The 26,552-nt window shown below is 65.0% G+C and carries 20 protein-coding genes; 5 read left to right on the top strand and 15 right to left on the bottom strand.

Annotated elements, in window-relative coordinates:
- Nucleotides 1-236 precede the first annotated feature (236 nt).
- Genes FDW81_RS03010 through FDW81_RS03020 form a run of 3 tightly spaced genes read right to left on the bottom strand, consistent with a single transcriptional unit; the run spans nucleotide 237 to nucleotide 7,778 of the window.
- On the bottom strand, nucleotides 237-3,941 hold the full coding sequence (locus FDW81_RS03010) for a 1,4-alpha-glucan branching enzyme (RefSeq protein WP_138132648.1): 3,705 nt from the start codon (nucleotides 3,939-3,941) through the stop codon (nucleotides 237-239).
- 1 nt (nucleotide 3,942) lies between these two features.
- Nucleotides 3,943-5,739, bottom strand: coding sequence for a maltose alpha-D-glucosyltransferase (gene treS, locus FDW81_RS03015; protein ID WP_138132649.1), 1,797 nt, complete (start codon nucleotides 5,737-5,739; stop codon nucleotides 3,943-3,945).
- Nucleotides 5,736-7,778, bottom strand: coding sequence for an alpha-1,4-glucan--maltose-1-phosphate maltosyltransferase (locus FDW81_RS03020; protein ID WP_138132650.1), 2,043 nt, complete (start codon nucleotides 7,776-7,778; stop codon nucleotides 5,736-5,738). Before FDW81_RS03020 ends, treS begins: the two co-directional genes overlap by 4 nt.
- A gap of 191 nt (nucleotides 7,779-7,969) precedes the next feature.
- Between FDW81_RS03020 and glgP the strand changes: the two genes are divergently transcribed.
- On the top strand, nucleotides 7,970-10,591 hold the full coding sequence (gene glgP / locus FDW81_RS03025) for an alpha-glucan family phosphorylase (protein WP_205754589.1): 2,622 nt from the start codon (nucleotides 7,970-7,972) through the stop codon (nucleotides 10,589-10,591).
- A 45-nt stretch (nucleotides 10,592-10,636) separates the two neighbouring features.
- A complete protein-coding gene (locus FDW81_RS03030; protein WP_138132652.1) occupies nucleotides 10,637-12,424 on the top strand; it encodes a thiamine pyrophosphate-requiring protein in 1,788 nt (595 codons plus the stop codon).
- Nucleotides 12,425-12,430: 6 nt separating this feature from the next.
- On the opposite strand, the gene FDW81_RS03035 is transcribed toward FDW81_RS03030, so the two are convergent.
- From FDW81_RS03035 to FDW81_RS03065, 7 genes are all read right to left on the bottom strand, one after another.
- A complete protein-coding gene (locus tag FDW81_RS03035) occupies nucleotides 12,431-12,787 on the bottom strand; it encodes a barstar family protein (RefSeq protein ID WP_138132653.1) in 357 nt (118 codons plus the stop codon).
- Nucleotides 12,788-12,839: 52 nt separating this feature from the next.
- Complete coding sequence (gene glgX / locus FDW81_RS03040) at nucleotides 12,840-14,951, bottom strand: glycogen debranching protein GlgX (RefSeq protein ID WP_138132654.1); 2,112 nt, start codon at nucleotides 14,949-14,951, stop codon at nucleotides 12,840-12,842.
- Nucleotides 14,952-15,045: 94 nt separating this feature from the next.
- The gene (rlmB, locus tag FDW81_RS03045) at nucleotides 15,046-16,035 is read right to left on the bottom strand and encodes a 23S rRNA (guanosine(2251)-2'-O)-methyltransferase RlmB (protein WP_138132655.1); all 990 of its coding nucleotides are present in this window, start codon (nucleotides 16,033-16,035) and stop codon (nucleotides 15,046-15,048) included.
- 103 nt (nucleotides 16,036-16,138) lie between these two features.
- Nucleotides 16,139-17,605 (bottom strand): cysteine--tRNA ligase, encoded by a 1,467-nt coding sequence (gene cysS / locus FDW81_RS03050; protein WP_138132656.1) that lies wholly within the window; start codon nucleotides 17,603-17,605, stop codon nucleotides 16,139-16,141.
- A 26-nt stretch (nucleotides 17,606-17,631) separates the two neighbouring features.
- Complete coding sequence (ispF, locus tag FDW81_RS03055) at nucleotides 17,632-18,132, bottom strand: 2-C-methyl-D-erythritol 2,4-cyclodiphosphate synthase (protein ID WP_171027092.1); 501 nt, start codon at nucleotides 18,130-18,132, stop codon at nucleotides 17,632-17,634.
- 17 nt (nucleotides 18,133-18,149) lie between these two features.
- The gene (gene ispD, locus FDW81_RS03060; RefSeq protein ID WP_138132658.1) at nucleotides 18,150-18,932 is read right to left on the bottom strand and encodes a 2-C-methyl-D-erythritol 4-phosphate cytidylyltransferase; all 783 of its coding nucleotides are present in this window, start codon (nucleotides 18,930-18,932) and stop codon (nucleotides 18,150-18,152) included.
- A 121-nt stretch (nucleotides 18,933-19,053) separates the two neighbouring features.
- Nucleotides 19,054-19,536, bottom strand: coding sequence for a CarD family transcriptional regulator (locus tag FDW81_RS03065; RefSeq protein WP_009357288.1), 483 nt, complete (start codon nucleotides 19,534-19,536; stop codon nucleotides 19,054-19,056).
- 256 nt (nucleotides 19,537-19,792) lie between these two features.
- Between FDW81_RS03065 and FDW81_RS03070 the strand changes: the two genes are divergently transcribed.
- Complete coding sequence (locus FDW81_RS03070) at nucleotides 19,793-20,347, top strand: hypothetical protein (protein ID WP_138132659.1); 555 nt, start codon at nucleotides 19,793-19,795, stop codon at nucleotides 20,345-20,347.
- Nucleotides 20,348-20,439: 92 nt separating this feature from the next.
- On the opposite strand, the gene FDW81_RS03075 is transcribed toward FDW81_RS03070, so the two are convergent.
- Nucleotides 20,440-21,120: a response regulator transcription factor gene (locus tag FDW81_RS03075; RefSeq protein ID WP_138132660.1), complete on the bottom strand. Its 681-nt coding sequence runs from the start codon at nucleotides 21,118-21,120 to the stop codon at nucleotides 20,440-20,442.
- Nucleotides 21,117-22,364, bottom strand: coding sequence for a cell wall metabolism sensor histidine kinase WalK (locus FDW81_RS03080; RefSeq protein ID WP_138132942.1), 1,248 nt, complete (start codon nucleotides 22,362-22,364; stop codon nucleotides 21,117-21,119). Before FDW81_RS03080 ends, FDW81_RS03075 begins: the two co-directional genes overlap by 4 nt.
- A gap of 205 nt (nucleotides 22,365-22,569) precedes the next feature.
- On the opposite strand from FDW81_RS03080, the gene phoU reads away from it, so the two are divergent.
- Nucleotides 22,570-23,232, top strand: coding sequence for a phosphate signaling complex protein PhoU (phoU, locus tag FDW81_RS03085; RefSeq protein WP_138132662.1), 663 nt, complete (start codon nucleotides 22,570-22,572; stop codon nucleotides 23,230-23,232).
- A 72-nt stretch (nucleotides 23,233-23,304) separates the two neighbouring features.
- Here the strand turns inward: phoU and FDW81_RS03090 are convergent, their stop codons facing one another.
- A complete protein-coding gene (locus tag FDW81_RS03090; protein WP_138132664.1) occupies nucleotides 23,305-24,051 on the bottom strand; it encodes a phosphoglyceromutase in 747 nt (248 codons plus the stop codon).
- A gap of 89 nt (nucleotides 24,052-24,140) precedes the next feature.
- Here FDW81_RS03090 and FDW81_RS03095 point away from each other — a divergent pair, with 89 nt between their 5' ends.
- The gene (locus FDW81_RS03095) at nucleotides 24,141-24,989 is read left to right on the top strand and encodes a class I SAM-dependent methyltransferase (protein ID WP_171027093.1); all 849 of its coding nucleotides are present in this window, start codon (nucleotides 24,141-24,143) and stop codon (nucleotides 24,987-24,989) included.
- 1 nt (nucleotide 24,990) lies between these two features.
- Here FDW81_RS03095 and FDW81_RS03100 read toward each other — a convergent pair whose 3' ends face one another.
- On the bottom strand, nucleotides 24,991-25,344 hold the full coding sequence (locus FDW81_RS03100) for a DUF2516 family protein (protein WP_138132666.1): 354 nt from the start codon (nucleotides 25,342-25,344) through the stop codon (nucleotides 24,991-24,993).
- Nucleotides 25,345-25,353: 9 nt separating this feature from the next.
- Nucleotides 25,354-26,544 carry a PLP-dependent aspartate aminotransferase family protein gene (locus FDW81_RS03105; RefSeq protein ID WP_138132668.1) on the bottom strand — a complete coding sequence of 397 codons (1,191 nt, stop codon included), beginning with the start codon at nucleotides 26,542-26,544 and terminating at the stop codon, nucleotides 25,354-25,356.
- Nucleotides 26,545-26,552: the final 8 nt, after the last annotated feature.

Here is a 26,552-nt window from a genome sequence, read left to right on the forward strand (position 1 = left end):
CCAAACTTACCCGCTGACTCTCAGCTTGTCAAACCGGCGTCCGCGACTCTCATCACCGTGAGGCTTGAGTGGTCGGTTTTTCCGTCTGACTCCGTGGAGCAGCGCGGAAATAAACTCTACCACCACTCTTCCGGGATCGCCACCCGGCCACCGAGGCCCCTTCCCCACGGGCCGCCAAGGCAGCGAAAAAGCCCGGAATCACGGGGATTCCGGGCCCTCACGCCTAAAGCTTCAACCTACTCGGCAGCAGGCGCCCCCGGTTTGAAGTAGGCGGCACCCAGCGGAGGAAGGGTGACACTCAGGGTTGCCGGCTGGCCGTCCTGGCCCTTGTCTGTTGCCTTCAGCTCGCCCGAGTTCAGGACACCGGATCCGCCGTATGTGGTGGCGTCGGTATTCAGGACCTCGGTCCAAACGCCGGCTTCAGGCACGCCCAGGGTGTAGCCAACGTGAGGCGCGCCGGAGAAGTTGATGGCGCAGACCAGGGGGTTGTTCTCGGTATCCCACCGGATAAAGGAGAGCACGTTCCGGTCTGCGTCTCCGCCGTTGATCCACTGGAAGCCGCCCGGCTCGTTGTCCCGGCTGTAGAGCGCAGGGGTAGATGCGTAAAGCTCGTTGAGGTCCTTTGTCAGCAGCTGCACCCCCTGGTGCGCCGGGATGTCAGCAAGCCACCAGTCCAGTCCGTGCTGTTCTGACCATTCCGCTTCCTGCCCGAACTCCGTACCCATGAAGATCAGCTGCTTGCCTGGGTGCGCCCACTGATAGGCCAGGAAGGCGCGGAGGTTCGCGAGCTGCTGCCAACGGTCGCCCGGCATCTTGCGGAGCATGGAGCCCTTGCCGTGGACAACCTCATCATGGCTGATGGGCAGGAGGAAGTTTTCCGTGAAGGCGTAAACCAGGGAGAACGTGACCGTGCCGTGGTGCCACTTGCGGTTGATCGGTTCCTCGGACACGTACTTGAGCGAGTCGTGCATCCAGCCCATGTTCCATTTCAGGCCGAATCCCAGTCCCCCATGGCTGGTGGGGGCAGTCACGCCGGGGAACGCCGTCGACTCTTCTGCGATCATGACGGCACCGGGGTGTGTTTTGTACACCGTGGCGTTGACCTCTTGCAGGAAGGAGATTGCTTCCAGGTTTTCCCGGCCGCCGAAGCGGTTGGGCTGCCATTGTCCGTCCTGCCTGGAGTAATCCAGGTAAAGCATGGAGGCCACGGCGTCCACGCGCAGCCCGTCAATGTGGAACTCGTCCAGCCAGTACAGGGCGTTTGAAACCAGGAAGTTCCGGACTTCCGTGCGCCCAAAGTCGAAGATCAGGGTGCCCCAGTCCGGGTGTTCGCCCAAGTTGGGATCGGCGTGCTCATACAGGGGTTCGCCGTCAAACTGGGCCAGCGCCCAGGCGTCCTTGGGGAAGTGGGCGGGTACCCAGTCCAGCAGAACGCCGATGCCGGCCTGGTGAAGGGCATCCACCAGGTAACGGAATTCGTCCGGATGGCCAAATCGGGAGGTGGGCGCAAAGTAGGAGGTGACCTGGTAGCCCCAGGAACCGCCGAACGGGTGTTCCGCCACGGGCATGAACTCCACGTGCGTGAACCCGAGCCACTTGACGTACTCCACCAGTTCCTTGGCCAGTTCACGGTAGCCCAGGCCCAGGCGCCAGGAACCGAGGTGGACCTCGTAGACGCTCATGGCCGAGTTATGCGGGTCCCGCTGCGCACGGGCCTGCATCCATTCATCGTCCTTGAAGGCGTACGAGGGCTCCACCACCTTGGAAGCGGTGAGTGGAGGTACTTCCGTGCCGAAGGCCAGCGGGTCTGCCTTCTCCACCCAGTGGCCGGCCTTAGTCCTCAGCTCGAACTTGTAGCAGGCGCCGGCGGCAACACCGGGAACGAAGATTTCCCATACCCCGGACGAGCCGAGTGAGCGGAGGGAGTTTTCGCGCCCGTCCCAGGCATTGAAGTCGCCTTTGACCCGGACAGCCTGTGCATTGGGGGCCCAGACGGCGAAGGAAACGCCGTCCACGTCACCCAGCGAGGACTTGTAGTGCTGGACGTGGGCGCCGAGCACTTCCCAGAGCTTTTCGTGCCGTCCTTCACCGATAAGATGCAGGTCCACCTCGCCCAGGGTGGGCAGGTATCGGTAGGGATCATCGACCGTGACCGGCTCGGCGCCCGGATAGGTGACGGACAGGCGGTAGTCCGGAACGTGGCCCTGCTGCGGGGGCTCAACAACAGCCACCCAGATGCCGTGTGCCTCGTGCTCCATGAGAATTTCACCATCGGCGGTGATGACGGAGACGGATTCGGCGAGATGCTTGACCGTACGGATGGTGACATGGCCGTAGTCGTCGAGGTGCGCGCCCAGGACAGAGTGGGGCGCGTGGTGTTCGCCGTTCGCTATTCTGCCCAGGGTGCCGTCGTCCACATGCAGGGGAACCCCCGGGCGGTCAGTTCGTGCTGAGCCTGTCATTTCATTACCTTCCGATGCTGCCCCGGCGGGATCGCCGGTGCCGTTACCGCTAAGGAGCCGCCTGGAGGCGTTCACGGGGATCGCCAGCCAGTCGGGCCTGTTACGCATTTCATAAACAACTTCGTACAGTGCCTTATCCAGCCACAATGCCACAAAGAGGGGCGACTCCCTGTCCACAGCGCCGGGAGTGACACCGGCGTATCCCGCGAGGAAAGCCTCCGCGCAGTCATCGACCCAGGTGGCCGTGACCTGCGCACCTTCCTGTTCGCGCTGGGCTGCCCCGGCGGCGTAGTCAAAGGACCTCAGCATGCCGACGACGTCACGCAGGGGAACGTCCGGGACGTTCCGTTCCGCGATAGGACGCATTGGTTCGCCTTCGAAGTCGAGGATGGCCCACCGGGCCGGGTTTCCGCCCTGGTCCGGCACCTGGAGTATCTGGCCCAGGTGGAGGTCACCGTGGATGCGCTGCAGGGGGCCTGCGGGAGCGTGGTCAAGCCGGTCCAGGAGGGCGTTGAGGCCATCGTCATAGGGCCCGACGGCGGTGCCCGCTTCGGACCACGCCTGCCGGACGCGCTGGGCTACTGCAGGAGCAATCACGTGGCCTGGTTGGGGCTCGGCCGACTGCCCCAGTGCTTCTGCCAGCCGCCGGTGCACAGTGGCCGTTGCCGCACCCAGGGCACGGGCTTCTGCCGTGAAGTCGGTGCCCGACCGGGCGGCATCTACCGCCAGCCGCCACGCATCCCGGCCTCCCGCCAGGAATTCGTGCGCCACTGCGAGCTCACCCTGGACATAGCGGGAGCCGTTTCCGGTTGGCGCAGCACCAGCGCCGGAGCCGCCCTGTGCCAACCACTCCCCCCGGACCCAGCCAAGGGTGGCTGGTACTTCCGAGGTGCCTGCAGCCGTCAGGGCGGCACCCACTTCAACTTCCGGATTCGTCCCTTCGGAGAGCACCCGGAAGAATTTCACGATGGCCGCGGACTCGCCGTCGTCCACGATCACTGAACTGTTGGACTGCTCTCCGGACAGCACCTTCACAACCCCGCGGTTCGTCGGAATCCGCTGGTTTCCCCGGACACGGAATCCGGTGGCAGTGCCGTTGGGCGCTTTTTCTTCCTGCCGGATCAGCTCCAGCCAGCTGCCCACGAAGTCGGGGTCGTGGACGGCGTCGTATACCCAGGGCCTGGACGGGTCCACGCCGGCGGCCTGGCCTACCAAAGCCCGCTCCATGTCTGCCGCCGGGGCCTGGCGGAAGCTCAAGGGGACCTGGACCACGGCAGTCCGCTGGCCGCCGTCGGACGTTTGGGTGGTGACACTGAGCAGGAACACCGCCAGTCCGGCGTGGCCGGAGGAGTCCTCCAGCCCCAGGCTGCCGACCTGGGTCATGTCGAAATCGGGCGTCTTGACCGGGAACCAGCGCTGCTGTGGGAGCCATTGCTGGAGGAGGTCAGTAAGGGCGGGGGTGAGGATTGGCTGGTTCATGTCAGTTCTCAATCGACAGGATCGGCATCGCCTGGGTGTAGGGCGACGAGGGGTTGGAGGCCGCGGAGCGGATCCGCAGCCAGAAAAAGTCGTGGCTGCCAAGGGTCAGCGTAAGGGTGCCGTCCTCGCTGATGCCGGGAAACGGCTGTCCGCCGAAGACGTCCCGCAGCCCGCGGCCGGCAAACTGCGGAACCTGCAACTGGGCCGCGACGGGATGCTGCGAGAGGTTGAAGGCGCAGAGGATGCTCTCGCCGTCCACCCCGGCCGTATTGCCGTCCGGCAGCTCGCGGAGGTAGGCAAGGACGGCCTCGTGGTCCGCGTGCACGTGCTGGAACCCGCCCAGGCCGAAGGCCGGGTGGTTTTTGCGGACGCTCAGGATTTGCCGGGTCCATCTGAGCAACGAACCTGAGTGGGCGGACTCTGCCTCCACGTTGGCCATGCCGTAGTTGTAGACCAGGGACTGGATGGGAGGCAGGTAAAGCTTGCCCGGATCGGCGTTGGAGAACCCGGCGTTCCGGTCCGGATTCCACTGCATGGGAGTGCGGACGGCGTCGCGGTCTTCAAGCCAGATGTTGTCTCCCATGCCGATTTCGTCCCCGTAGTACAGGAACGGGCTGCCGGGCAGCGAGAGCAGCAGCGCGTTGATCAGTTCGATCTCGGCGCGCGAGTTGTCCAGCAGGGGCGCGAGCCGCCGCCTGATGCCGATGTTGGCGCGCATGCGGGGGTCCGGCGCGTACCAGCCGAGCATCGCGGCCCGTTCGTCCGCGGTAACCATTTCAAGGGTCAGTTCATCATGGTTCCGCAGGAACGTCCCCCACTGTGCACCCTCAGGAATCTCCGGAGTGTCGTGCATGGTCTCGATGATCGGGGCGGCCTTCTGGTCCCGGAGGGCGTAGTACAGGCGCGGCATGATGGGGAAGTGAAACGCCATGTGGCACTCGGGCTCCTCTTCCGTGCCGAAGTATTCCACCACTTCGTTCGGCGGCTGGTTGGCCTCAGCGATGATGACCCGCCCCGGGTAGCTTTCGTCCACCATGGTGCGGAGCTTCCGGAGGAACCCGTGGGTGGCAGGAAGATTTTCGCAGTTGGTCCCTTCCTCCTCGTAGAGGTATGGGATGGCATCCGCGCGGAAGCCGTCGATTCCCTGGTCCAGCCAGAAGCGCACCACGTCGAAAACGGCCTCGATGACCTTGGGGTTCTCGAAGTTAAGGTCCGGCTGGTGGCTGAAGAACCGGTGCCAGAAAAACTGGCGGCGGATGGGGTCGAAGGTCCAGTTGGATTCCTCGGTGTCCACGAAAATGATCCGGGCGTCCTGGTATTTCTCGTCGGTGTCGCTCCAGACGTAGAAGTCCCCGAACGGGCCATCCGGATCCTTGCGGGATTCCTGGAACCAGGGATGCTGGTCCGAGGTGTGGTTCAGCGGCAGGTCGATGATCACCCGGACACCCCGGGCGTGGGCTTCGGCAACCAGGCGCTTGAAGTCGCTGATGGTTCCAAACTCATCAAGTACAGAGTTGTAGTCCGAGATGTCGTACCCGCCGTCGCGCAGCGGCGACTGGAAGAACGGCGGCAGCCAGAGACAGTCCACGCCCAGCCACTGCAGGTAGTCAAGCCTGCCAATGAGGCCGGAGAAGTCTCCGGAGCCGTCACCGTTCGCGTCCGCGAAAGCTCTTACAAGTACTTCATAGAACACGGCCTTCCGGTACCAGAGCGGATCATGCTGCAGGCCCGGGGCGTTCAGTTCGAACGTGCTCTTTGGGGTGAAATGCTGGCCGGAACTTTGCGGATTGAAATTCACTGATGCGTTCTCCTCACCCTCAGGACGTGGGCGGGCTCCACATGCGGGTCGAGGCGAACGTAGTTGTACTCGCCCCACTCCCAGCTTTCTCCTGAGATGAGGTCATCCACGTGGAAGCCTCCGTTGTGGGTCAGGTCCTCCGGGTCAAGTTCCAGTGCCGCCATATCAAGCGAAACCGTGCATTCCCTGGTTCCGTGCGGATCAACGTTGACCACCACAATGATGGTGTCCTTGGACCCGTCGGCAAGGTTCTTGTGCTTGGAATACACCACCGTGGCGTCGTCCGTGCTGTGGTGGACCGTCAGGTTCTGCAGGTCCTGCAGGGCCGGGTGGGCGCGCCGGATCTCGTTGAGCCTGGTGATGTAGGGAGCCAGGGTCCGTCCCGACTGGGCAGCGGCATCCCAGTCACGCTGCTTGTACTCGAACTTTTCGTTGTCGATGTATTCCTCGGCGCCGGGGCGGGCCACGTGCTCATACAGTTCGTAGCCGGCGTAGACGCCCCACAAAGGACTGGCCGAGGCCGCCAGTACCGCCCTGATCTTGAAGGCCGCCGGACCGCCGAACTGCAGGTATTCGGTGAGGATGTCCGGGGTGTTGACGAAGAAGTTCGGGCGGAAGAACGCTGACGACTCGTGGCTGACTTCCGTGAAGTAGTCCTCGATCTCCTTCTTGGTGTTGCGCCAGGTGAAGTAGGTGTAGGACTGCTGGAAGCCCGCCCGCCCGAGTGCATGCATCATGGCCGGCCGGGTGAATGCCTCAGCCAGGAACACCACGCCGGGAACCTCTTTATTCACCTGCGCAATAAGCCATTCCCAGAACCACACCGGCTTGGTATGCGGGTTGTCCACGCGGAAAATCTTTACTCCGTGGCTGACCCAGAGCAGCACAATGCGCAGAATTTCATTTGACAGCCCTTCGGGATCATTATCGAAATTCAGCGGATAAATGTCCTGGTACTTCTTCGGCGGGTTCTCCGCGTAAGCGATGCTGCCGTCCACTCGGGTGGTGAACCATTCAGGGTGGGAGGTCACCCAGGGATGGTCCGGTGCTGCCTGGAGCGCCAGGTCAAGTGCGACCTCCAGGCCCAGTTCGCTCGCCCGCGCAACGAAGGCGTCAAAGTCCTCGAAGGTGCCGAGATCCGGATGAATGGCGTCATGGCCGCCTTCAGCAGCGCCGATGGCCCATGGCGATCCGGGGTCGTTGGGGCCCGCGATCAGCGTGTTGTTCGGACCCTTGCGGTGCTGCACGCCAATCGGGTGGATGGGCGGCATGTAGAGAACGTCGAAACCCATGGCGGCTACGGCATCGAGCCGTTTCGCTGCCGTGCGGAAGTTTCCGGACGTCCAGGCGCCCGTGGCGTGGTCCTTCACGGCCCCTTCCGAACGGGGAAAAAACTCGTACCAGGAGCCCCGCCCGGCGCGGTCCCGCTCAACCAGCAGGGGATACCGCTCTGAAACAGTGACCAGTTCACGGATAGGCTGGCGGGCCACGACGTCCGCCACCGCATGGCTGAAACCGGCGCCCAGCCGCTCCTCGGTGCCCAGTGACAAGTCCCCCAGCCGGCCTGCCGCACTGCGCAGGATCTCCCGGTCCGCTTCGCTGCGGGAGGGGTCATCCGAGGCTTCGCCGAGCAGGGCGGCACCTTCCGCCAGCATGAGTTCCACGTCGATTTCGGCAGCAACCTTCACCTCGGCGTTGTGGTGCCAGGTTCCGTACCGGTCGTGCCAGGCTTCGATTGCAAAGGACCAGTTGCCGATGTCCGACGGCGTGAGCACGCCTTCCCAGCGGTCCGTTCCCATGCCGCGTTCCCCGCGGGGCGGCGCGAGCCGGATCCGCTGGCGCTCGTTCCCTTCCGGATCGAAAAGCACGGCGCTGACGCCGAGCTGGTCATGCCCCTCGCGGAAAGCGGTGGCTCCCACCACGATTCCCTCACCGGGCAGGGCCTTGGCCGGGAACTTCCCGCCCTCCACCACGGGCTGCACGGCGGTGATCGGAAAACGTCCGAACCGCAGGCCTTCGGTGATGGGGACCTTCGTCATTTGCATTGATGCGGCACTGGTTCCTGAGTTAGTCGTCACAAGCTCGACGTTAGCGAGAAATGACCGGGAATGCTAAGCGTGCGCACTAATTTCACCGCGTCTGCCGTCATTTCCTTGTGCCAACTGTCATTTATCCAAAAGAAACCGAAAGCTGGTTCCCGCTGCGCAGGTTGTCGGTTAGTGTGACGCAGGTGAAGGCAATCCGCAGATTTACCGTCCGTACTGTCCTCCCCGAACCGATCCGGCCGCTCGCCCGATTGGCCAGCAACCTGCGCTGGTCCTGGCACCGCCCCACGCGGGAGCTTTTTGCCGGACTGAACCCCCGCCTGTGGGAGGAAAGCGGCCAGGATCCCGTGGGTTTCCTGGGAATGGTGAGCCGCGAAGAGCTCCAGCAGCTCGCTGCGAACCAGTCCGTGGTGGAGCGGGTGAGGGCCGCTGAGGAGGACCTCGACCGCTACCTCGAGGAGCCGCGCTGGTACCAGGGCCTGGGCCCTGACGCGCCGGCCTCCATTGCCTACTTCTCCCCCGAGTTCGGAATCACGGAGGTGCTGCCCCAGTACTCGGGCGGCCTGGGGATCCTGGCCGGGGACCACCTCAAAGCCGCCTCGGACCTGGGCGTGCCGCTGATCGGGGTCGGCCTGCTTTACCAGGCGGGCTACTTCAAGCAGTCGTTGTCCCGGGACGCCTGGCAGCAGGAGACATACCCGGTCCTGGACCCGGACGGCCTGCCGCTCACCCTGCTTCGCGAGCCCTCCGCGGACGGCATCGGCCATCCCCTGCAGATCGCCCTTCCCCTGCCCAATGGCAGGCGCCTCCTGGCACACATCTGGCGTGCCGACGTCGGACGCGTTCCCCTGCTGCTCCTGGACTCCAACGTTCCGGGCAACGACGACGCCGCCCGCAGCATTACCGACCGCCTGTACGGCGGCGGCGGGGACCACCGGCTGCAGCAGGAGCTGCTGCTGGGCATGGGCGGAGTCAAAGCCCTGCGCGCCTTCCAGCAGCTCACCGGCACCACGGCTCCCGAGGTGTTCCACACCAACGAAGGCCACGCCGGTTTCCTTGGCATTGAACGCATCCAGGAATTGATGTCCGGGGAACAGGCGCTGACGTTTGATGAAGCCCTCGCTGCAGGCCGGGCCTCCACCGTCTTCACCACGCACACTCCGGTTCCTGCCGGCATTGACAGGTTCGAAATCTCGCAGATCCACCACTTCTTCCAGGCCGGGCTGGCCCCGGACGTCCCCACGGACCGGATCCTGGAGCTTGGCCGCGAAAATTACGCCGACGGAAACCCGTCCGTGTTCAACATGGCCATCATGGGACTGCGCCTGGCCCAGCGCGCCAATGGGGTTGCGAAGCTCCACGGGGAGGTGTCCCGCGGCATGTTCTCCGCGCTGTGGCCCGGCTTTGACCACTCCGAGGTGCCCATCACCTCGGTGACCAACGGCGTGCACGTACCCACCTGGGTGGACAGCCGCATTTCCAAGCTGGCCCGGGACCAGTTTGGCAGCGAGGCCGAGGCAAACGGCCGCTGGGATTTGGCTTATAACGTCAGCGACGCCGACGTCTGGTCTCTGCGCCGTGAGATGCGCGCGGCGCTGGTGGAGGATGTCCGCCGCAGGCTCCGCGCCGCGTGGAAGAAGCGTGGCGCCGCGGACGCCGAGCTGGCCTGGACAGAAAAGGTGTTGGACCCGGATGTGCTGACCATCGGTTTCGCCCGCCGCGTTCCCACCTACAAGCGCCTCACCCTGATGCTTCGGGAGCCGGAGCGGCTGAAGGCACTCCTCCTGCACAAGGAGCACCCCATCCAGCTGGTCATCGCGGGCAAGTCACACCCCGCGGACGACGCCGGCAAAAAGATGATCCAGGACCTGGTCCGCTTCACCGACGATCCCGAGGTACGGCACCGCATTGCGTTCCTGCCGAACTATGACATCGCCATGGCCCGGACACTGTTCCCCGGCTGCGACGTGTGGCTGAACAACCCGCTCCGGCCACTTGAGGCGTGCGGCACCTCCGGCATGAAGGCCGCGCTGAACGGCTCGCTGAACCTTTCAGTCCTGGACGGCTGGTGGGATGAGATGTACGACGGCGAAAACGGCTGGGCGATCCCCACCGCCAACAACGGCGCCTCGCCCGAGGAACGGGACGATATCGAGGCCGCCGCGCTGTACGAACTGCTCGAAACGCAGGTGGCTCCGCGCTTCTACGGCAGCACTGTATCGGCAGGCGCGGGTGCTGCAGGTCCTTCGACGGCGTCGGGGGCCGAGAAAGTGCCCACGCACTGGGTCTCCATGATCAAGCACACCCTCGCGCACCTCGGCCCAGCCGTTTCGGCGGAACGCATGCTGCGCGACTACGTCAACATTCTCTACCGCCCCGCGGCGGAAGCCGGCCGCAGCGCCTCCGCGAATTCCTACTCCCAGGCCCGCAGCCTTGCCGCATGGACGGCAAGGGTCCGTTCGGCCTGGCCGCAGATCCACGTGGAGCACGTTGACTCGGTGGGTGTCTCCGAGGATCCGCAGATCGGCGATACGCTCCAGGTCAACGCCTACGTGGCGCTGCACAGCCTCACCCCGCAGGATGTATCCGTTGAAGTTGCCTACGGCAGGGCGGAGGAGAGCGACACCCTGACGGACATCACCGTAATGGAACTCAAAGTGCAGGAGGACCTGGGCAGCGGCCGCCACCTGTTCAGCGGTTCCCTTGTCATTGACCGATCGGGACCCTTTGGCTACACGGTCCGGGTGCTGCCGCGCCACGACGCCCTGGCCTCCAAGGCTGAACTGGGACTCATCGTCAACGCCTGACGCGGCGGCTTGAAACAGGCCCCACCCCACGCAGGAGGAAACCCAATGACTGATCGCACCGTGGCCGATGTAATCGTGGATCGCCTCACTACGTGGGGTGTCAACCGGGTCTTCGGGTACAGCGGGGACGGGATCAACGGCTTCATGGGCGCACTGCGCCGGGCTGAAGGGCGGGTTGAATTTGTCCAGGCCAGGCATGAGGAAACTGCTGCTTTCATGGCAGTGGGACATGCCAAGTTCACCGGCGGGGTGGGAGTGGTCACCTCCACCCAGGGGCCCGGCGCCGTCCACCTCCTGAACGGGCTCTACGACGCCAAGCTGGACGGGGTGCCGGTAGTGGCGATCGTCGGGCAGCAAAGCCGGACGGTACTGGGTTCGGCCTACATGCAGGAGATCGACCTCAACTCGCTGTTCAAGGACGTCGCCGCGCAGTTCGTCCAGCAGATCAGCGCACCCGAGCAGGTCCCGATGGTCCTTGACCGGGCTTTCCGGACTGCCAAGGCCACTTCCTCGCCCTGCGTTGTCATTGTTCCGCACGATATCCAGTCGGCGCCCGCCCCTGAACTACCGCAGGAGCACGGCATTGTGGTCACCGCGCCGTCGTGGAGCACAGCAGCCGCAACGCCCAGGGAAGAGGACCTGGACGCTGCCGCTGCCCTGCTGAACTCTGCGGAACGCGTGGCGCTGTTGGTGGGGCAAGGAGCGCGGCATGCAGCCAAAGAGGTGGTGGCGGTAGCGGAAAAGCTGGGCGCGGGAATTGCCACCAGCCTGCTGGGCAAGCCGTATGTGGACGAGACGCTGCCCTTCGCCGTCGGCACCATGGGGCATCTGGGCACTACTGCCAGTGCGCACCTGCTGGGCCACTGCGATGCCCTGCTGATTGTCGGTTCCAATGATCCGTGGACCGAGTTCTATCCGCCCCCCGGCGCTGCCCGCGCCGTCCAGATCGACATCGATGAACGCAAGATCGGCAACCGTTACCCGGTGGAGGTGGGACTGGCCGGAGACGCCGCATCTGCGCTTGAGGCCTTGGGCAACAGGCTGGAGCCGCGCCTGCGTGGCCCCTGGCAAACAGATGTGGAGCAGGAGGTCAGCCGCTGGCGCATCCTCGCCGCGGACCGTGCAGCGGTGCCGGCCCAACCCGTCAACCCGGAGCGCGTGGTCCGGGAGCTGAACGGCCGGCTGCCGGAGGACGCGCTTTTGAGCATCGACGTCGGGAGCTGCGTCTACTGGTACGCACGGCAACTCGTGCTTCCGCCCGGTGTCCCCGCCCACCTCTCCGGAACGTTGGCGAGCATGGGGTGCTCCCTCCCCTACGGCATTGCCGCAAAACTCGCCCACCCGGACCGTCCCCTCGTGGCACTTGCCGGCGACGGCGCCATGCAGATGGCCGGCACTGCCGAACTGGTGACCGTTGCCCACCGCTGGCGACAATGGGCAGACCCCCGGTTCGTAGTGTGCGTGTTCAACAACCGGGAACTGACCGAGGTGACGTGGGAGCAGCGGGAGTCCGAGGGCGAACCACGGTTTGCGGCCAGCCAGGAGCTCCCCGATTTTCCCTTCGCGGGTTACGCAGACCTGCTGGGCCTTACTGGCATCCGGGTGGAGGACCCGGAGCTCATCGGGGACGCCTGGGAGCAGGCCTTGGCGGCCGACCGGCCGGTGGTGATTGAAGTGCTAACCGACCCCGGGATTCCCCTTCTGCCGCCGTTCCCGGCAGGCCGGGAAAAGGCGGAGAGCATGCGCAAGGGCCTGGCAGCGGAGAGCGACGGCGGCCGGGCGTCGGCGTTGCTGGACACTTACCTCGGGCACGAGGAACGTCCCCGGGGGTAGGTACTGCTACAGCAGGACGGCGGTGACGGCCAGGTCCTTGCCGGCATAGCGTTCCGCGTCCTGGAGGATTTCGCAGATGACCCCGAAGGACCGGTCGCTGCGGAAAGGGGCAGCGACCTGCCACAGAACGGTGACCGGCTTGGTGCCGTTGTCGGTGATGGTGTCCGCGAAGTCATGCAGCGAATCGTTCAGGGCATCGAAGTCCAGGCCGTAGTCTTCCGGAAAACTGAGGACTTCCCCAAAGGTTTCCAGGACGGCGCGCTTGCTGTCGGCCGGGGGAACCAGCAGGGTGCGGCGGCCGGCGTCAGCCACCTGTTCCTGCAGTTCCTCCAGGGTCCAGGTATCGCCGGAGTAAATCTTCATGCCTTGCTTGGCTGCCTTCCGCTTAGAAATATTCAATGCTCAGATGAGGTATCTAGGTGCGGTAAATACTGATCGAATAGGCCTCGACAAGGTCCTTCTCTCCCGACGCCACCTGTCCGCCCTGCCTCTGCTCATGCAGCGGTGAGGTGGTCAGCCGGAGTTCGAACAGCCGGTGGGCGGTGCCCTCGGAGGTTACCCGGGGCAGCGTGATCTGCACATCCGAGGCGCTGCCGTTCACCACCACCAGGCCGGCCAACGCGCCGTTGTCCGATCCCAACAGGAGCTGTACCACCCGCTGTTGCGGATCGTTCCAGCGTTCCATGGTCATGGGGTAGCCGTCCTGGTCGAACCAATAAAGGTAGGACTGCTCGTCCCGGACCGGAAAGTCATGGGGCTGCGCGGCGAGGAACTCCTTGCGCAGGCGGATGTAGCGTTTGGTGCTTCGCAGCATCTCGTGGGACTCGGGAGTCCGGACCCAGTCAATCCAGGCGATTGCATTGTCCTGGCAGTAGGCGTTGTTGTTGCCGTGCTGCGTCCGTGCCAGTTCATCCCCGGCCGTAATCATGGGAACGCCCAGGGATATGAGCAGCGAGGCCATCATGTTGCGGCGCGACTGGGCGCGTTTGGCCAGGATGTGCCCGTTCTCCGTGGGACCCTCGACTCCGTGGTTGTAGCTGCGGTTGTCCCCGTGCCCGTCCCTGTTCTGCTCGCCGTTGTCCTCGTTGTGTTTGCGGTCAAAGGAGACGAGGTCGTTGAGCGTGAAGCCGTCATGCGCCGCTATGTAGTTCACGGATGCCAGCCGCGACCGGCCGGACGCCTGGAAAAGGGCGGCGGACCCGGACAGGGCGTCCGCGAGTTTGGCCGTGGATCCGCCGTGGCCGCCGGCGTCAATGGCCGCACGGTCAGCAAGCCAGAAAGAGCGGAGGGCATCGCGGAAGTGGTCGTTCCAGTCCACCCAACCCGCCGGGAAGCGTCCGGTCTGCCAGCCCCCGTAACCCACGTCCCACGGCTCCGCAATCAGCTTCACGTTGGAAAGCACAGGGTCGGCAGCGATGGCCACCAGGAACGGGTGCCGCGGGTCGAACTCGTTCGCCGCATTGCGGCAGAGCGTCACCGCGAGGTCAAAGCGGAAGCCGTCAATGTGGAACTCGTCCACCCAGTACCGGAGGGAGTCCAGGACCATCTGGACCACGCGGGGTTCACTGAAGTTGAGGCTGTTGCCGCAGCCCGTGGTGTCCACATACTTTCCGTGCCCGTCCATGCGGTAGTAGGTCTGTTCGCCCAGTCCGCGGAAGCTGAGGGTCCGTCCGTCAGGACCGCCTTCGGCCGTGTGGTTGTAGACGACGTCAAGGATGACTTCCAGCCCTGCAGCGTGGAACAGCCTGACCATCCGCTTGAACTCGTCCTGGACCGCCTGGGTGCCCGCCTCCTGGGCTGCCCTGGTGGCATAGCCAGGGTGCGGGGCAAAGAATGCCGCCGTGTTGTATCCCCAGTAGTTGGTCAGCCCGAGGTCCAGCAGGTGGGGTTCATCCACGTGGAAGTGCACCGGCAGCAGCTGGACCGACGTGACTCCCAGGCTGGTGAGGTGTTCAATGATGGCGGGGTGCGCCATCCCGGCGTAGGTACCCCGGAGTTCCTCCGGAACATCCGGATGGAGCATGCTCTGGCCCCGGACGTGTGCTTCATAGATGATGGTGTTGCGCCACGGAACCTGAAGCCGCTCATCCGTTCCCCAGTCAAACTCGCTGGCGGTCCGGACACTGGTCAGGAACCCGTCGCGCTCCTCTACACCCCGGCCGTAGGGGTCAAGGAGAAGAGGCTGCCTGCCGTCGTCCTCCACATTGCTGGTGGGCGCGGCAAACGGCAGGGACTGCTCGGTGGAGGCGGCCCGGAAACCGTACCTGGACCCATAGGGAAGATCCTCGATGATGCCGTGATGGACGCCCTGGGTGACATTCGGCAGCTTTTGGATCCGCCAGTCCCTGCCCGGGGCTTTGTACACGATCTCCAGGCTGGGCACACCGGGGGCGAAACAGGCCACGTTGGCGCGGCCGCCTGGCCGGTGGCGACTGCCCCCTGAATATGCGCGCGGAACACTGACACCGAGTGGAACGGCCGTTGAGGCGTCCATGGTGGAAGCGGTGTCGAAGAGCGGCGTGACCATCACCTAAATAGTAGCCGCAGCGCTCCCCTGGCCCGGATGGGCACGGAACATGACGGCGGGAATCCACAGCCCCAATTACGGGGAGGGAGCGCGCTTATTTTGCTGCGCGCTGCCTGGAGATCTCGTACAGCGAGATGCCCACTGCCATGGAGGCGTTAAGGGACTCCATGGCAGAGTCGATGGGGATGGACACGATCTGGTCGCAGTTCTCGCGGACCAGCCGGCTAAGGCCCTTTCCTTCCGAACCCACCACAATGCACACGGGTTCGGTCGCGAGCGACAGGTCCGGCAGGGATACGTCGCCGTCGCCGTCCAGGCCCAGGACGAAAATCCCCATGTTCTTGAACTGCTTCAGGGCATTGTTGAGGTTTGAGGCCCGTGCCACCGGGACGCGGACGGCAGCACCGGCGCTCGTCTTCCAGGCGGACGCGGTGACCCCCACCGAGCGGCGTTCCGGAACAATGACGCCGTGGCCGCTGAATGCGGAAACGGAGCGGATGATGGCACCGAGGTTGCGGGGGTCCGTGATGCCGTCAAGGGCCACAAACAGCGGCGCGTTGCCGATGTGGCCCTTCTTCCACTTCTCCACTGTTTCTTCTGCCAGTTCGTAGGCGTCCTGGTAGTCGTACGGCGGGATCTGGAGCACCAAGCCCTGGTGAACCGCATCCTCGGTCATCCTGTCCAGCTCGGGCTTGCCGGTTTCCAGGAGCGGGATGCCGCGTTCGGCCGCGATCTTCAGGGATTCCTTGACCCGGTCGTCCATCTCGATCCGGATGGCCACGTGCAGAGCCTTGGCGGGGATGCCGGCGCGGAGGGCCTCCACCACTGAGTTGCGGCCCGTGACCACTTCCTCGGTGGCGCGTCCCTTTGGGCCGGACTTGGCCGCCCCGGCGCTGCGGGCACCCGGGTTGCGCTTGGCCGCAGAGCGTTCGGCAAGCTGCTTGGCCTTGTGCGCCTTGTGGTAGGGGCGGTCCTCGGCCTTGGGCGTTGGCCCTTTGCCTTCCAGGGCCTTGCGGCCGTGGCCACCGGTTCCGATGGTTGGGCCCTTCTTCGCTTTAACCGATCGGCGACCATTATTGGCCATTGTGTTCCACCCTTGATTGTTATGACTGAGTCTGCATACCAGTCTACTGAACCAGGAAAAATCGCCCGACCCGGAATGGATGGTCTGCGCGGAACGGTGCGGCTCAGTCCCGTTTCAGGCTCCAGGAGGCTCCGTCCGGACCGTCCTCGACCAGCACGCCGGCAGCTGTGAGGGTGTCGCGGATCGCGTCGGACGCCGCCCAGTTCTTCTCAAGGCGGGCGGCCGCGCGGGCGGCGAGCTGGGCTTCAACCAGGGCCGTAAGGGCGGCGTGCTCCTTCCCAGCTGCCTCGGCCGGCTGCTGGACAGAATTGAGCCCGAGGACTTCGCTCATGACCGCCACCTCAACCATCGCCTGTCGGGCTGCAGCGTCGTCCCCTTCGGCAAGCGCGGTATTGCCCGCCCGCACGGTTTCATGCAGTGCCGCAAGGGCACGCGGGACGTTAAGGTCCTCATCCATCGCGTCGGCGAATGCCTGCGGGGCCTCTTTCGAGGGCCCGGGTGCACCAGCCACAGGGCCCTGCTCCCTGCCGAAGCGTGCCGCGGCTTTGGCCAGGAACCCGTCAATGCGTTCGACGGCGGCGGCGGCCTCCTGGAGGGAGGTTGGACGGTAGTCCAGCACGGAGCGGTAATGGGCCTGGCCGAGGTAGTAGCGGACCACGCGGGGTGACGCGAGCTCCAGCATCTCGGCAGGGCTGATGGTGTTGCCGATGGACTTGGACATCTTCTCGCCCTCGTACGTCACCATGCCGTTGTGCATCCAGAAGTTGGCGAACGGGTGGCCGGCAGCCTGCGACTGGGCCATCTCATTTTCGTGATGGGGGAACCGCAGGTCCAGGCCTCCGCCATGGATATCAAACTCCGTGCCCAGGTATTTCGTGACCATCGCGGAGCATTCCAGGTGCCAGCCCGGGCGGCCGGCGCCCCACGGCGAAGCCCAGCTTGCCGTCGTCGGCTCTCCCTCCTTGGATCCCTTCCACAAGGCGAAGTCGCGGGGGTCCTTCTTCCCGCGGGGATCGGCATCCGGGGCAGCCTGCATGTCGTCGATATTTTGGCGTGTCAGTGCACCGTACTTGCTCCAGGAGCGCACCTCAAAGTACACGTCACCGGAACCGTCCAGGGCCGGATAGGCGTGGCCGCGGTCCATCAGCTGCTGGATGAGGGCCTGCATTTCAGGGATGTGGCCCGTGGCGCGGGGCTCGTAGGTGGGGCGCGAGACACCCAGCGTGTCGTAGGCCTGGAGGAATTCCCGTTCGTAGCGGTAGGCCAGGGCCCACCACTCCTCTTCCCGCACTTCCCCCGGTTCAGGCTGGAACCCCGGGGCGAAGGATGCTTCGGACTTGGCCAGGATTTTGTCGTCAATGTCGGTGACATTCCGGACCACCGTCACCCTGAGTCCGCGGTAGGCCAGCCAGCGGGTGAGCTGGTCGAAAGCGATGGCCGAGCGGATGTGTCCCACGTGGGGCATGCCCTGCACCGTGGCCCCGCAGTAGTAGAGGCTGGCCTTACCCTCGACGAGGGGCACGAAGTTCCGGACTTCGGCGGAGGCAGTGTCATAGAAGCGCAGGGTCACCGCTCCAGATTAGCTGATCGGCCGGATCAGCTGATGGGAAGGTGCGGCCTCGGATACACCAGGGCCGTGGCCACCGCCGAGATGCCCTCACCGCGGCCCGTGAATCCCAGGTGGTCGCTGGTGGTGGCCGTGACGCTCACCGGCGCGTCGGCGGCGTCGCTGAGGACCTGCTGGGATTCCTCGCGGCGGGGGCCGAACTTGGGCCGGTTGGCGACGAACTGCACCGCGACGTTGCCAATCTCAAATCCTGCTGCCCGGACAATGCGGGCAGCTTCCGCCAAAAGGGTGACTCCGGAAGCACCTTCAAACTCTGGCCGGTCCGTACCGAAGTGCGTCCCCAAATCGCCGATGCCTGCGGCGGAGAACAGCGCGTCGGCCGCCGCGTGGGCGACCGGGTCGCCGTCGGAATGCCCGGCCAGGCCGCGTTCGCCGGGCCAGAGCAGACCTCCGAGCCACAGCTGACGCGGCTGGTCCTCAGCAGCGTACGCGTGCACGTCCAGGCCAATGCCGGTGCGCGGGATTATCATGTCTGCCGGTTCCATGCCTAGCCCTCCACCCAGCGTGCGCCCAGCGGGCCTTCGAGCAGCCCTTCGGCGAGGATCAGGTCCAGCGGTGTGGTGATCTTCAGGGACTGCATGGAACCGCGGACCACGTGGACCGGGGTGCCAAGCATTTCCACGAGCATTGCGTCGTCGGTGACGGCTTCGGACTCTTTGCTGTCCAGGCCCCGGGCAGCCTCGTGCGCCTTCAGCAGCGTAGTGAGGCGGAAACCCTGGGGGGTCTGCACGGCGCGGAGTTCCTCACGGGGTGCTGTTCCGGTGACTACCTCGGGCGCCAGCTCACTGTCGCTTCCGGTGGTGCGGGCCACAGTCTTGACGGTGTCCACTACCGCCACTGCGGGAATGACCGCTGCAGCCCCGGCTGCCAGCGCGTCAGCCACCCGATCGAAGACGGACTCGGGCGCCAGGGCGCGGGCTGCATCGTGCACCATGACGGCCTCTATGCCGTCCATCAAGGCTGCCAGGCCCGCGCGTACCGAGTCAGCCCGGGTGGCGCCGCCCTCGACAATCGAGAGGAGGGGGCCGCCGTCGGCCAGTTCCTGCCGGAAGTCCTCGCAGAGTTGGCGGAGGCCGTCATGACCAGGGGGCAGCGCGACGCATACCTGACTGCCGGCTCCGGAGGCGACAATGCCGCGCAGGGCATGCATCAAAATGGGTTCGCCGCCCAGCGGTACCGCTGCTTTGGGCATGCCGTAGCCCAGACGCTGTCCTGAACCTGCTGCCACCAGGATCACGGCGGTGACCAGGCGCGTGGGTGTTTCGCTCATGCGGACTAGCCTACGTCCCCTGCCGCACGGAGCGCCTGGACACCTCCGGATGAATGTTCCGGGCAGCAAAGCGGGCAAAAAGTAACCCCGGCGGCACTTAGGTGCCACCGGGGTTCAATTCTTAGGAAGCCAGGACCTCGTCGAGAACGCTTGCAGCCTTCTCCTCGTCGGTCTTTTCAGCCAGCGCCAGTTCTGAAATCAGAATCTGCCGGGCCTTGGCCAGCATTCGCTTTTCGCCTGCGGAAAGGCCCCGGTCGTGATCGCGGCGCCACAGGTCGCGGACGACCTCTGCAACCTTGATGACGTCACCGGAAGCAAGCTTCTCCAGATTTGCCTTGTACCTGCGCGACCAGTTGGTGGGTTCTTCCGTGAACTCGGCACGAAGCACATCAAACACGTGCTCCAAGCCATCCTTGCCCACGACATCCCTAACCCCAACGAGGTCAACGTTTTCTGCTGGAACTTCAATGGTCAGATCACCCTGAGCCACCTTAAGCTTGAGATACATCTTCTCTTCGCCCTTGATGGTGCGCATCTTGATTTCTTCAATCTTCGCAGCACCGTGGTGAGGGTAAACTACTGTCTCGCCGACCTCAAATACCATGTGGACATTTCCCCTTTCCCGCTGACCAGTTTATCACGTTGCAGGCATATGACCGGCCCGTGAAAGGGCCGCGAACCGCAGAAATACGCGGAAAATGGGCCTAATCCGCCCCCTCCACCCCTTGACGAACGCGGATAATAGTGCATGCACGCCCGTTCCGAGAAGGGTGATGTGACAGCACCGAATCCTTGTTTGGCCTGCTTTGCGGATAGGCTATGCGTGATTAATCTTTCAAGACTCTCGAGGAGTACGTGACGTGCGTTTCACTGCGACCAACCGGGCCCAGCGCGGCAAACTGGCACTGACGGCTGCCGCCCTTGGCGTCGGGCTGCTGGCGTCGGGCTGCGGCTACACGAATGCCCAGCAGACAACTGCGCAGTACCAGCAGTCGGACGGAATCAACACCGAGATCGGCCCGCTCGAAGTGCGCAACCTGCTGATCGTCTCCGCCGGTGAGGACCAGCCCGGCCGCGTCATCGCTGCGGTGTACAACTCGTCCTCCGAGGATGTCACGCTGACCCTCAACGGCGCTGAAGGTTCGCAGACGGAAGTGCCGGTCAAGGCCAGCTCATACACGCTGCTGAACGACACCAGCGATCAAGCGATCCTGAGCACCACCGGCGGCATCCCGGGCTCCCTGGTGGACATCAAGATCACTGAAGATGCGACCAACATGAGCAACACCGTCAAGGTTCCCGTGCTGGACACCACCCTGCCTGAGTACCAGGAGTACCTGCCGGCCGGCAGCACGCAGTCGCCGTCTCCCACGCCGTCGCCGACTGCTTCCGAACTGGGCGGCTCGAACCACTAGTCCGGGCACAAGCAAGGCATACAAAAGGGAGGGGCCAGCTGGCCCCTCCCTTTTGTATGCCTTCTGCATGGCTCCCGCCGGGGCCGGAAAGCCTACGGCTCGAACTTGTAACCCAGCCCCCGGACCGTCACCAGGAACCGCGGGGCAGAGGGATCCGGCTCAATCTTGCCGCGGAGCCGCTTCACGTGGACATCGAGCGTCTTGGTGTCACCCACATAATCCGAACCCCAGACCCTGTCTATGAGCTGGCCCCTGGTCAACACCCTTCCGGAGTTCCGCAGGAGCATTTCAAGAAGCTCGAACTCCTTCAGCGGCAGCAGCACCTGCTCGCCTCCCACGCTGACAACGTGCCGCTCGATGTCCATCCGGACCGGTCCCGCCTGGACGGTGGAGGAGACGAGCTCCTCCGGTTCGCCCTGGCGCCTGAGCACTGCCCTGACCCGGGCCACCAGCTCGCGCGAGGAATAGGGCTTGGTGACGTAGTCGTCTGCCCCAAGTTCCAGGCCAACCACCTTGTCGATCTCGGCGTCCTTGGCCGTCAGCATGATCACCGGGACACTCGACCGCTGGCGGAGCTGGCGGCACACCTCGGTGCCGGACTGCCCCGGAAGCTGCAGGTCCAGCAGCACCAGGTCCGCTCCGTTCCGGTCGAATTCAGTGATGGCGTCCAGGCCGTTGTCCACGACTTCGACCTCAAAACCTTCCTTGCCCAGTAGGTAGGACAAGGGATCGCTGAATGATTCCTCATCCTCAACAATCAGGATCCTGCTCAAGCGTTCGCTCCTCGTTCTGTTGCGCCGGCGGCGCGGGGTACTTGGGTGACGGCGGGCTTATGAGCCCCCTGCCGGGAGATTCCGGCGGCTGGGGCGGCAATGGGCTGCTGCTCCTCCTCGCCGTCCTGGCCCTCCATCTCGGGAAGACGGAGGGTGAAGGTCGAGCCCTGGCCGGGTTGGGACCAGAGGGTGACCTCGCCGCCGTGGTTGGAAGCAACATGTTTGACGATGCTTAGGCCAAGGCCTGTGCCGCCGGTATGGCGGGAACGCGCCGCGTCCACTCTGTAAAAACGCTCAAAGACGCGCTCCTGCTCCTCAGGGCTGAGTCCCTCACCCTGGTCCGTCACGGAAATGGAGACCAGGCCGTCTCTGCTGCGGACGCCGATTCCCACCCGGGTGTTCTCCGGAGAATACCGAATGGCGTTGTCTATCAGGTTGCGCAGCGCCGTCACCAGCAGGTCCTGGTCGCCGAACACCTTCGCCTCGGTCCGGCCGCCCACCACGATCCGGATGTTCTTGCTCTCGGCCGGCAGCTGGGAGCGGTCCACGGCCTCGGCGATGACTGCGTTGACGTCGACGGGCCCGCCCTGCTGGACGACGCTGGCGCCCTGCAGGCGGGAGAGTTCAATGATGTCCTGTACCAGCGCCGCGAGGCGGCCGGATTCCTTGTGCATGCGCTTGGCGAAACGGCGGACCGCCTGTTCGTCGTCGGCGGAGGACTCGATGGCCTCCGCGAGGAGGGAAATGGCCCCGACCGGCGTCTTCAGCTCGTGGGACACGTTTGCCACGAAATCGTTCCGGATTTCTTCGGTCCTGGTGATCTCGGTCCGGTCATCCGCGAGCAGCAGGATGTATTCCTCGCCCAGCATTGCGGCGCGCACCTGCACGATGATGGTCCCCTGGCCCAGCGGGCCCCGCGGCAGCTCCAGCTGCTTTTCCAGGACCACCCCGTCGCGCCGGACGCCGGCGGTCATGTCCAGCAGCTCTTTGTGGACCACGGTATGGCCGCGCACCAGGCCATAGGCATAGGCGGCAGGGCTTGCCCGGACCACGCCGTCCACCGCGTCCACCACCACGAAGGCACGTCCGACGACGGCCAGCACCTCCGCGGCGCCGGCCGGCAGCGCCAGTTCCTCGGCGTCCACGTCCAGCAGTTGGCGCTGTTTCTCGCTAACCCGGAACGCAAGCACGCCGAACGTGCCGAGCGCGAGGCCGATGAGGCCGGCCACCAGGCCGATGAGCATAGGATCCACAGCACCACCTTATGCTCTTGTATAAGGCCAATCGGCGCGTCCGGGCCTCCTGGCGGCACGGTTCAACTAACGTTCACCTGCAAGGGCCTCACCGTTTACCCGGTACTGGCAGAGTGGCCAGTTGGAGTGCCGAACGGCAACGCGATTCCTGCTGCCCGGACAGGCGAGGCGGGAGTTACAAGGAAAGGACGCCTACGTGCGCAAGGTTTTTCAGGAAGAGCTGACCCAAGTCGGTGAGCAGCTGGTGGAGATCTCCCGGCTGGTCAGCGAAGCGATGGACAAGGCCACAACGTCCTTCGAAGTGGCGGACGTGGACCTCGCGCAGGACGTCATCGCTGCCGACGCCCGCATCGACTTCCTGCAGAACAGCCTTGATGAGAGGGCCATCGACATCCTGGCGCTCCAGGGCCCGGTGGCCAGCGACCTGCGGATGATCGTGGGATCGCTGCGGATGAGCGCTTCCCTTGAGCGGATGGGCGACCTTGCCCGGCACATCGCCCAGCTCGCCCGCCTGCGGTTCCCTGCCACGGTGATTCCGGAGGCCATGACCGGAACGTTCAAGCGCATGGCGGAGCTGGACAAGGAGATCGCCCACAAGCTGACGGTCCTGCTCGAAACCCGCGACCTTGAACTGGCCAGGGACATCCTGAAGGCCAACACGGCCATCAACGACCTGCACCTCAGCGTCTTCAAGGCAATTGCGGCACCTGAATGGTCCGAGTCGCCGGCCACCACGGTGGACGTTGCACTGGCCAGCCGCTACTTCGAACGCTTTGCGGACCACGGCGTTTCAGTCGCGCAGAAGGTCACGTACCTGGTGACCGGCGCCTGGCAGCCCACCGGAACCGAGCACAGCTAGTTCCCTGGAAGTACGGCGGCGGGCTGGTCACCTGAGGTGACCAGCCCGCCGTCGTTGTTTCCGGAGTTCGTCCTACTTTTTGCCCTGGTTGGCGACGGCCAGGATGGCCTGTTCGGCGGCGTCCGGATCGAGGTAGGTGCCGCCGGGCTTGATGGGCTGGAAATTCTCGTCCAGCTCGTACACGAGCGGGATACCGGTGGGGATGTTGAGGCCGGCGATGGCTTCGTCGCTGATGCCGTCCAGGTGCTTGACCAGTGCGCGCAGTGAGTTGCCGTGGGCCGTGACCAGGACGGTCTTGCCGGCTTTGAGGTCTTCCTTAATGTCCGACTCCCAGTACGGCAGCAGCCGGACCAGCACGTCCTTGAGGCACTCGGTGCGCGGCAGGGCGTCACCGAGGTCTGCGTAGCGGGGGTCGTGCGCCTGGGAGAACTCGGAGTCGTCATCCAGCGGCGGCGGCGGGGTGTCGTAGGAACGGCGCCACTCCATGAACTGCTCTTCACCGTATTCGGCGAGGGTCTGGGCCTTGTCCTTGCCCTGCAATGCGCCGTAGTGGCGTTCGTTCAGGCGCCAGTCGCGCTTTACCGGGATCCAGCCGCGGTCGGCCTTGTCCAGTGCGATGTTCGCCGTGTTGATGGCCCGCTTCAGCAGGGACGTGTAGAGGATGTCCGGGAGAACATTGTTCTCAACCAGGAGCTCTCCGCCCCGTGCTGCTTCCTGGCGGCCCTGGTCGTTGAGGTCAACGTCCACCCAGCCGGTGAACAGGTTCTTGGCGTTCCATTCGCTGTGGCCATGGCGCAGCAGAATCAGCTTGTAAGTCATGAATTTCATCCTAGCCGAGCGCCCGCGCCGCCCGCCCAGCGTTACAAGCGGCGTCAGCCGGGGTCGAAACGAAGCGATAAGGTTGGGCGGTGGTGCAAAAGGCTGAACGGGTGGCGTCCCCGCAGATTAGCGGCAGGAACCTCCCCGGGAAGCAGGGCAGGCCGGTTGGCAACATCACCCGCGGCACCACCAACCCCAACCGGATGCGGCGGGTGGACCGCTGGCTGGCAGGACCGCAGGCTTGGCGGCTCCGGGATGCTGCCGACCCTGTAGTGGTGGACCTTGGCTACGGCGCCTCGCCCGCCACCGCCGTCGAGCTCTATGAACGGCTCTGCGAAGTCCGCCCCGAAGTGAAGGTCTACGGGGTGGAGATTGAGCCGGAACGGGTCCGTGCCGCTCTTCCCCTGCAGCGCGCCGGGCTGAACTTTCTCGTGGGCGGCTTCGAACTTCCCGTGCCCGGGCTGCCCGTCCTGGTGCGCGCTTTCAACGTTCTCCGGCAGTACGAGGAAGCGGACGTGGCCGGGATCTGGCGGCTGGTGCAGGACCGGCTGCCTCCCGGCGGCCTGTTCATCGACGGCACCTGCGACGAAATCGGGCGGCGTGTCACGTGGGTGGCACTGGACGCCGACCGGCCGCTCTCGTTCACCATCTCCGTGCGGTTCGGCAGTTTCCAATTGCCCTCGGACGTTGCCGAAAGACTGCCCAAGGCACTGATCCATCGCAACGTCCCTGGTGAACGGGTGCACGCACTCATGCAGGCTATGGACCGGGCGTGGCTGGAGTGCGCACCGCTGGCGTCCTTCGGCAACAGGCAGCGTTGGCAGGGTATGTGCCGCAACCTCCGGGACGCCGGCTGGCCGGTCCAGGACGGGCCTTCACGATGGCGGCTTGGCGAGCTCACCGTGGACTGGGACTCGGTGGCACCACAGCCGCACTAACTCACCAGGGGCCGTAAGGTCCCGTGTTGCGGCTGCCCCCGCGGCCGGCATCCTTGACCGCGGGACGCACGTCGGCCAGGTACACGGAAGCGGCCACGACGGCCGCAAGCCCGAACAGGCCGAGGGTACTGAAGAAGCCGCCTCCGCCGCCGAGAAACGAAAAGACACCGACCAGGGCGGCGCCACCGGTCAGCGCCAGCCAAAAGCCCTTGGTCCTTTTGCCGGTTGCCTCGAACGCGTTGGCCCGGTGCCGCGCGCAGTCCACCAGGGCCCAGAGTTCAAGGCCCAGCGCAACCAGGGCAAGGGTAAAGAACACTGCCTGCTCTACAGGCCGGATTATCATTTCGCTGTCCACAAGCCCAGCCTATCCGCCCAGCGTGTCCAGCGCCTGCTCCAAATCGGACCAAAGGTCCTCAACGTTTTCCACGCCGACGCTCAGGCGGACCAGATTCTCCGGGACACTGGCTGGTTCAGCCGCGTGCCGCCGTCGGCGTTCAATGAGGGACTCAACCCCGCCCAGTGACGTTGCGGGCAGCCAAAGGTCAAGTGCGCGGACCAGCTGGTCAGCCGCGTCAGCGCCGCTCGATCCCGCTACGGGGGCCACTTGGACGCAGATGATCGAGCCGAAGCCCTTCATTTGGGCCTTTGCCCGCTCATGGCCCGGATCCGCAGGCAGGCCGGGGAACCGGATGGACTCGATACTGGGATGGCTGCCCAGCCGGTCCGCCAGGACCAGAGCAGATGCCTGGGAGCGCTCTATCCGCAGTGCCAGGGTCCGCAGTCCGCGCAGCGCAAGCCACGCTTCGAACGGTCCGGCTATCCCGCCGTGGATGGTCCGGTTATGCAGCAGGGCCGAGCGGATATCCGGGTTGGACGTCACCAGGGCGCCCAGGACGACGTCGGAATGGCCGGCCAGGTACTTCGTCACCGAGTGCAGGACGACGTCGGACCCCAGGGCCAGGGGCTGCTGCACCAGAGGTGTGGAGAAGGTGTTGTCGGTGACGACGATGGCGCCGACGGCGTGCGCCGCGGTGGTCAGTGCCTGGACGTCGGCGATGCCGAGCATCGGATTGGTAGGGCTCTCAAGCCACAGCATGGAGGCAGCACGGGCGTCAGGGCCGTTCGGCGCCATGGCGGCCTTGACGGCATCCGTGTCGGTGATGTCCACGGTTCGCAGTTCGACGAATTCCTTCTGCGCCAGCTCGGAGGCCATCACCAGCGTGCCCGAATAGCTGTGCGTGGGCATCACCAGCACTCCCCCGGCGGGGACCAGGGACAGGGCGGAGCTGACTGCTGCGAGGCCGGAGGCGTAGAGGAGGCCTGGAAGTTCGGCGCCTTCCAGCTGTCCGATTGCCTCTTCGAAGGGATCCCAGGTGGGGTTGGAGTACCGCCCGTAGCCACGGTCACCGGTATCGAGAGAGCCCGTCCCGAAGTAGGTGGAGGAGAGGACGACGGGCGGGTTGACCGGCTGGTCCCTCTCCCGCGGCGGACGCCCCGCCGCGACCACCACCGTTTCTGCTGACAGGGCTGCCGCCTGCTGTTCGGAAAGACTCATGCAGGAAA

It is taken from the genome of Pseudarthrobacter sp. NamB4, from assembly GCF_005796185.1.
GTDB lineage: Bacteria > Actinomycetota > Actinomycetes > Actinomycetales > Micrococcaceae > Arthrobacter.

Bases quoted from the DNA above. Each gene is read 5' to 3' on its own strand.
- FDW81_RS03010 (WP_138132648.1), bottom strand. From the start codon at position 3,941: ATGAACCAGCCAATCCTCACCCCCGCCCTTACTGACCTCCTCCAGCAA.
- FDW81_RS03020 (WP_138132650.1), bottom strand. From the start codon at position 7,778: ATGACGAAGGTCCCCATCACCGAAGGCCTGCGGTTCGGACGTTTTCCG.
- FDW81_RS03030 (WP_138132652.1), top strand. From the start codon at position 10,637: ATGACTGATCGCACCGTGGCCGATGTAATCGTGGATCGCCTCACTACG.
- FDW81_RS03035 (WP_138132653.1), bottom strand. From the start codon at position 12,787: ATGAAGATTTACTCCGGCGATACCTGGACCCTGGAGGAACTGCAGGAA.
- glgX (WP_138132654.1), bottom strand. From the start codon at position 14,951: ATGGTCACGCCGCTCTTCGACACCGCTTCCACCATGGACGCCTCAACG.
- rlmB (WP_138132655.1), bottom strand. From the start codon at position 16,035: ATGGCCAATAATGGTCGCCGATCGGTTAAAGCGAAGAAGGGCCCAACC.
- ispF (WP_171027092.1), bottom strand. From the start codon at position 18,132: ATGATAATCCCGCGCACCGGCATTGGCCTGGACGTGCACGCGTACGCT.
- ispD (WP_138132658.1), bottom strand. From the start codon at position 18,932: ATGAGCGAAACACCCACGCGCCTGGTCACCGCCGTGATCCTGGTGGCA.
- FDW81_RS03065 (WP_009357288.1), bottom strand. From the start codon at position 19,536: ATGGTATTTGAGGTCGGCGAGACAGTAGTTTACCCTCACCACGGTGCT.
- FDW81_RS03080 (WP_138132942.1), bottom strand. From the start codon at position 22,364: ATGCTCATCGGCCTGGTGGCCGGCCTCATCGGCCTCGCGCTCGGCACG.
- FDW81_RS03090 (WP_138132664.1), bottom strand. From the start codon at position 24,051: ATGACTTACAAGCTGATTCTGCTGCGCCATGGCCACAGCGAATGGAAC.
- FDW81_RS03105 (WP_138132668.1), bottom strand. From the start codon at position 26,544: ATGAGTCTTTCCGAACAGCAGGCGGCAGCCCTGTCAGCAGAAACGGTG.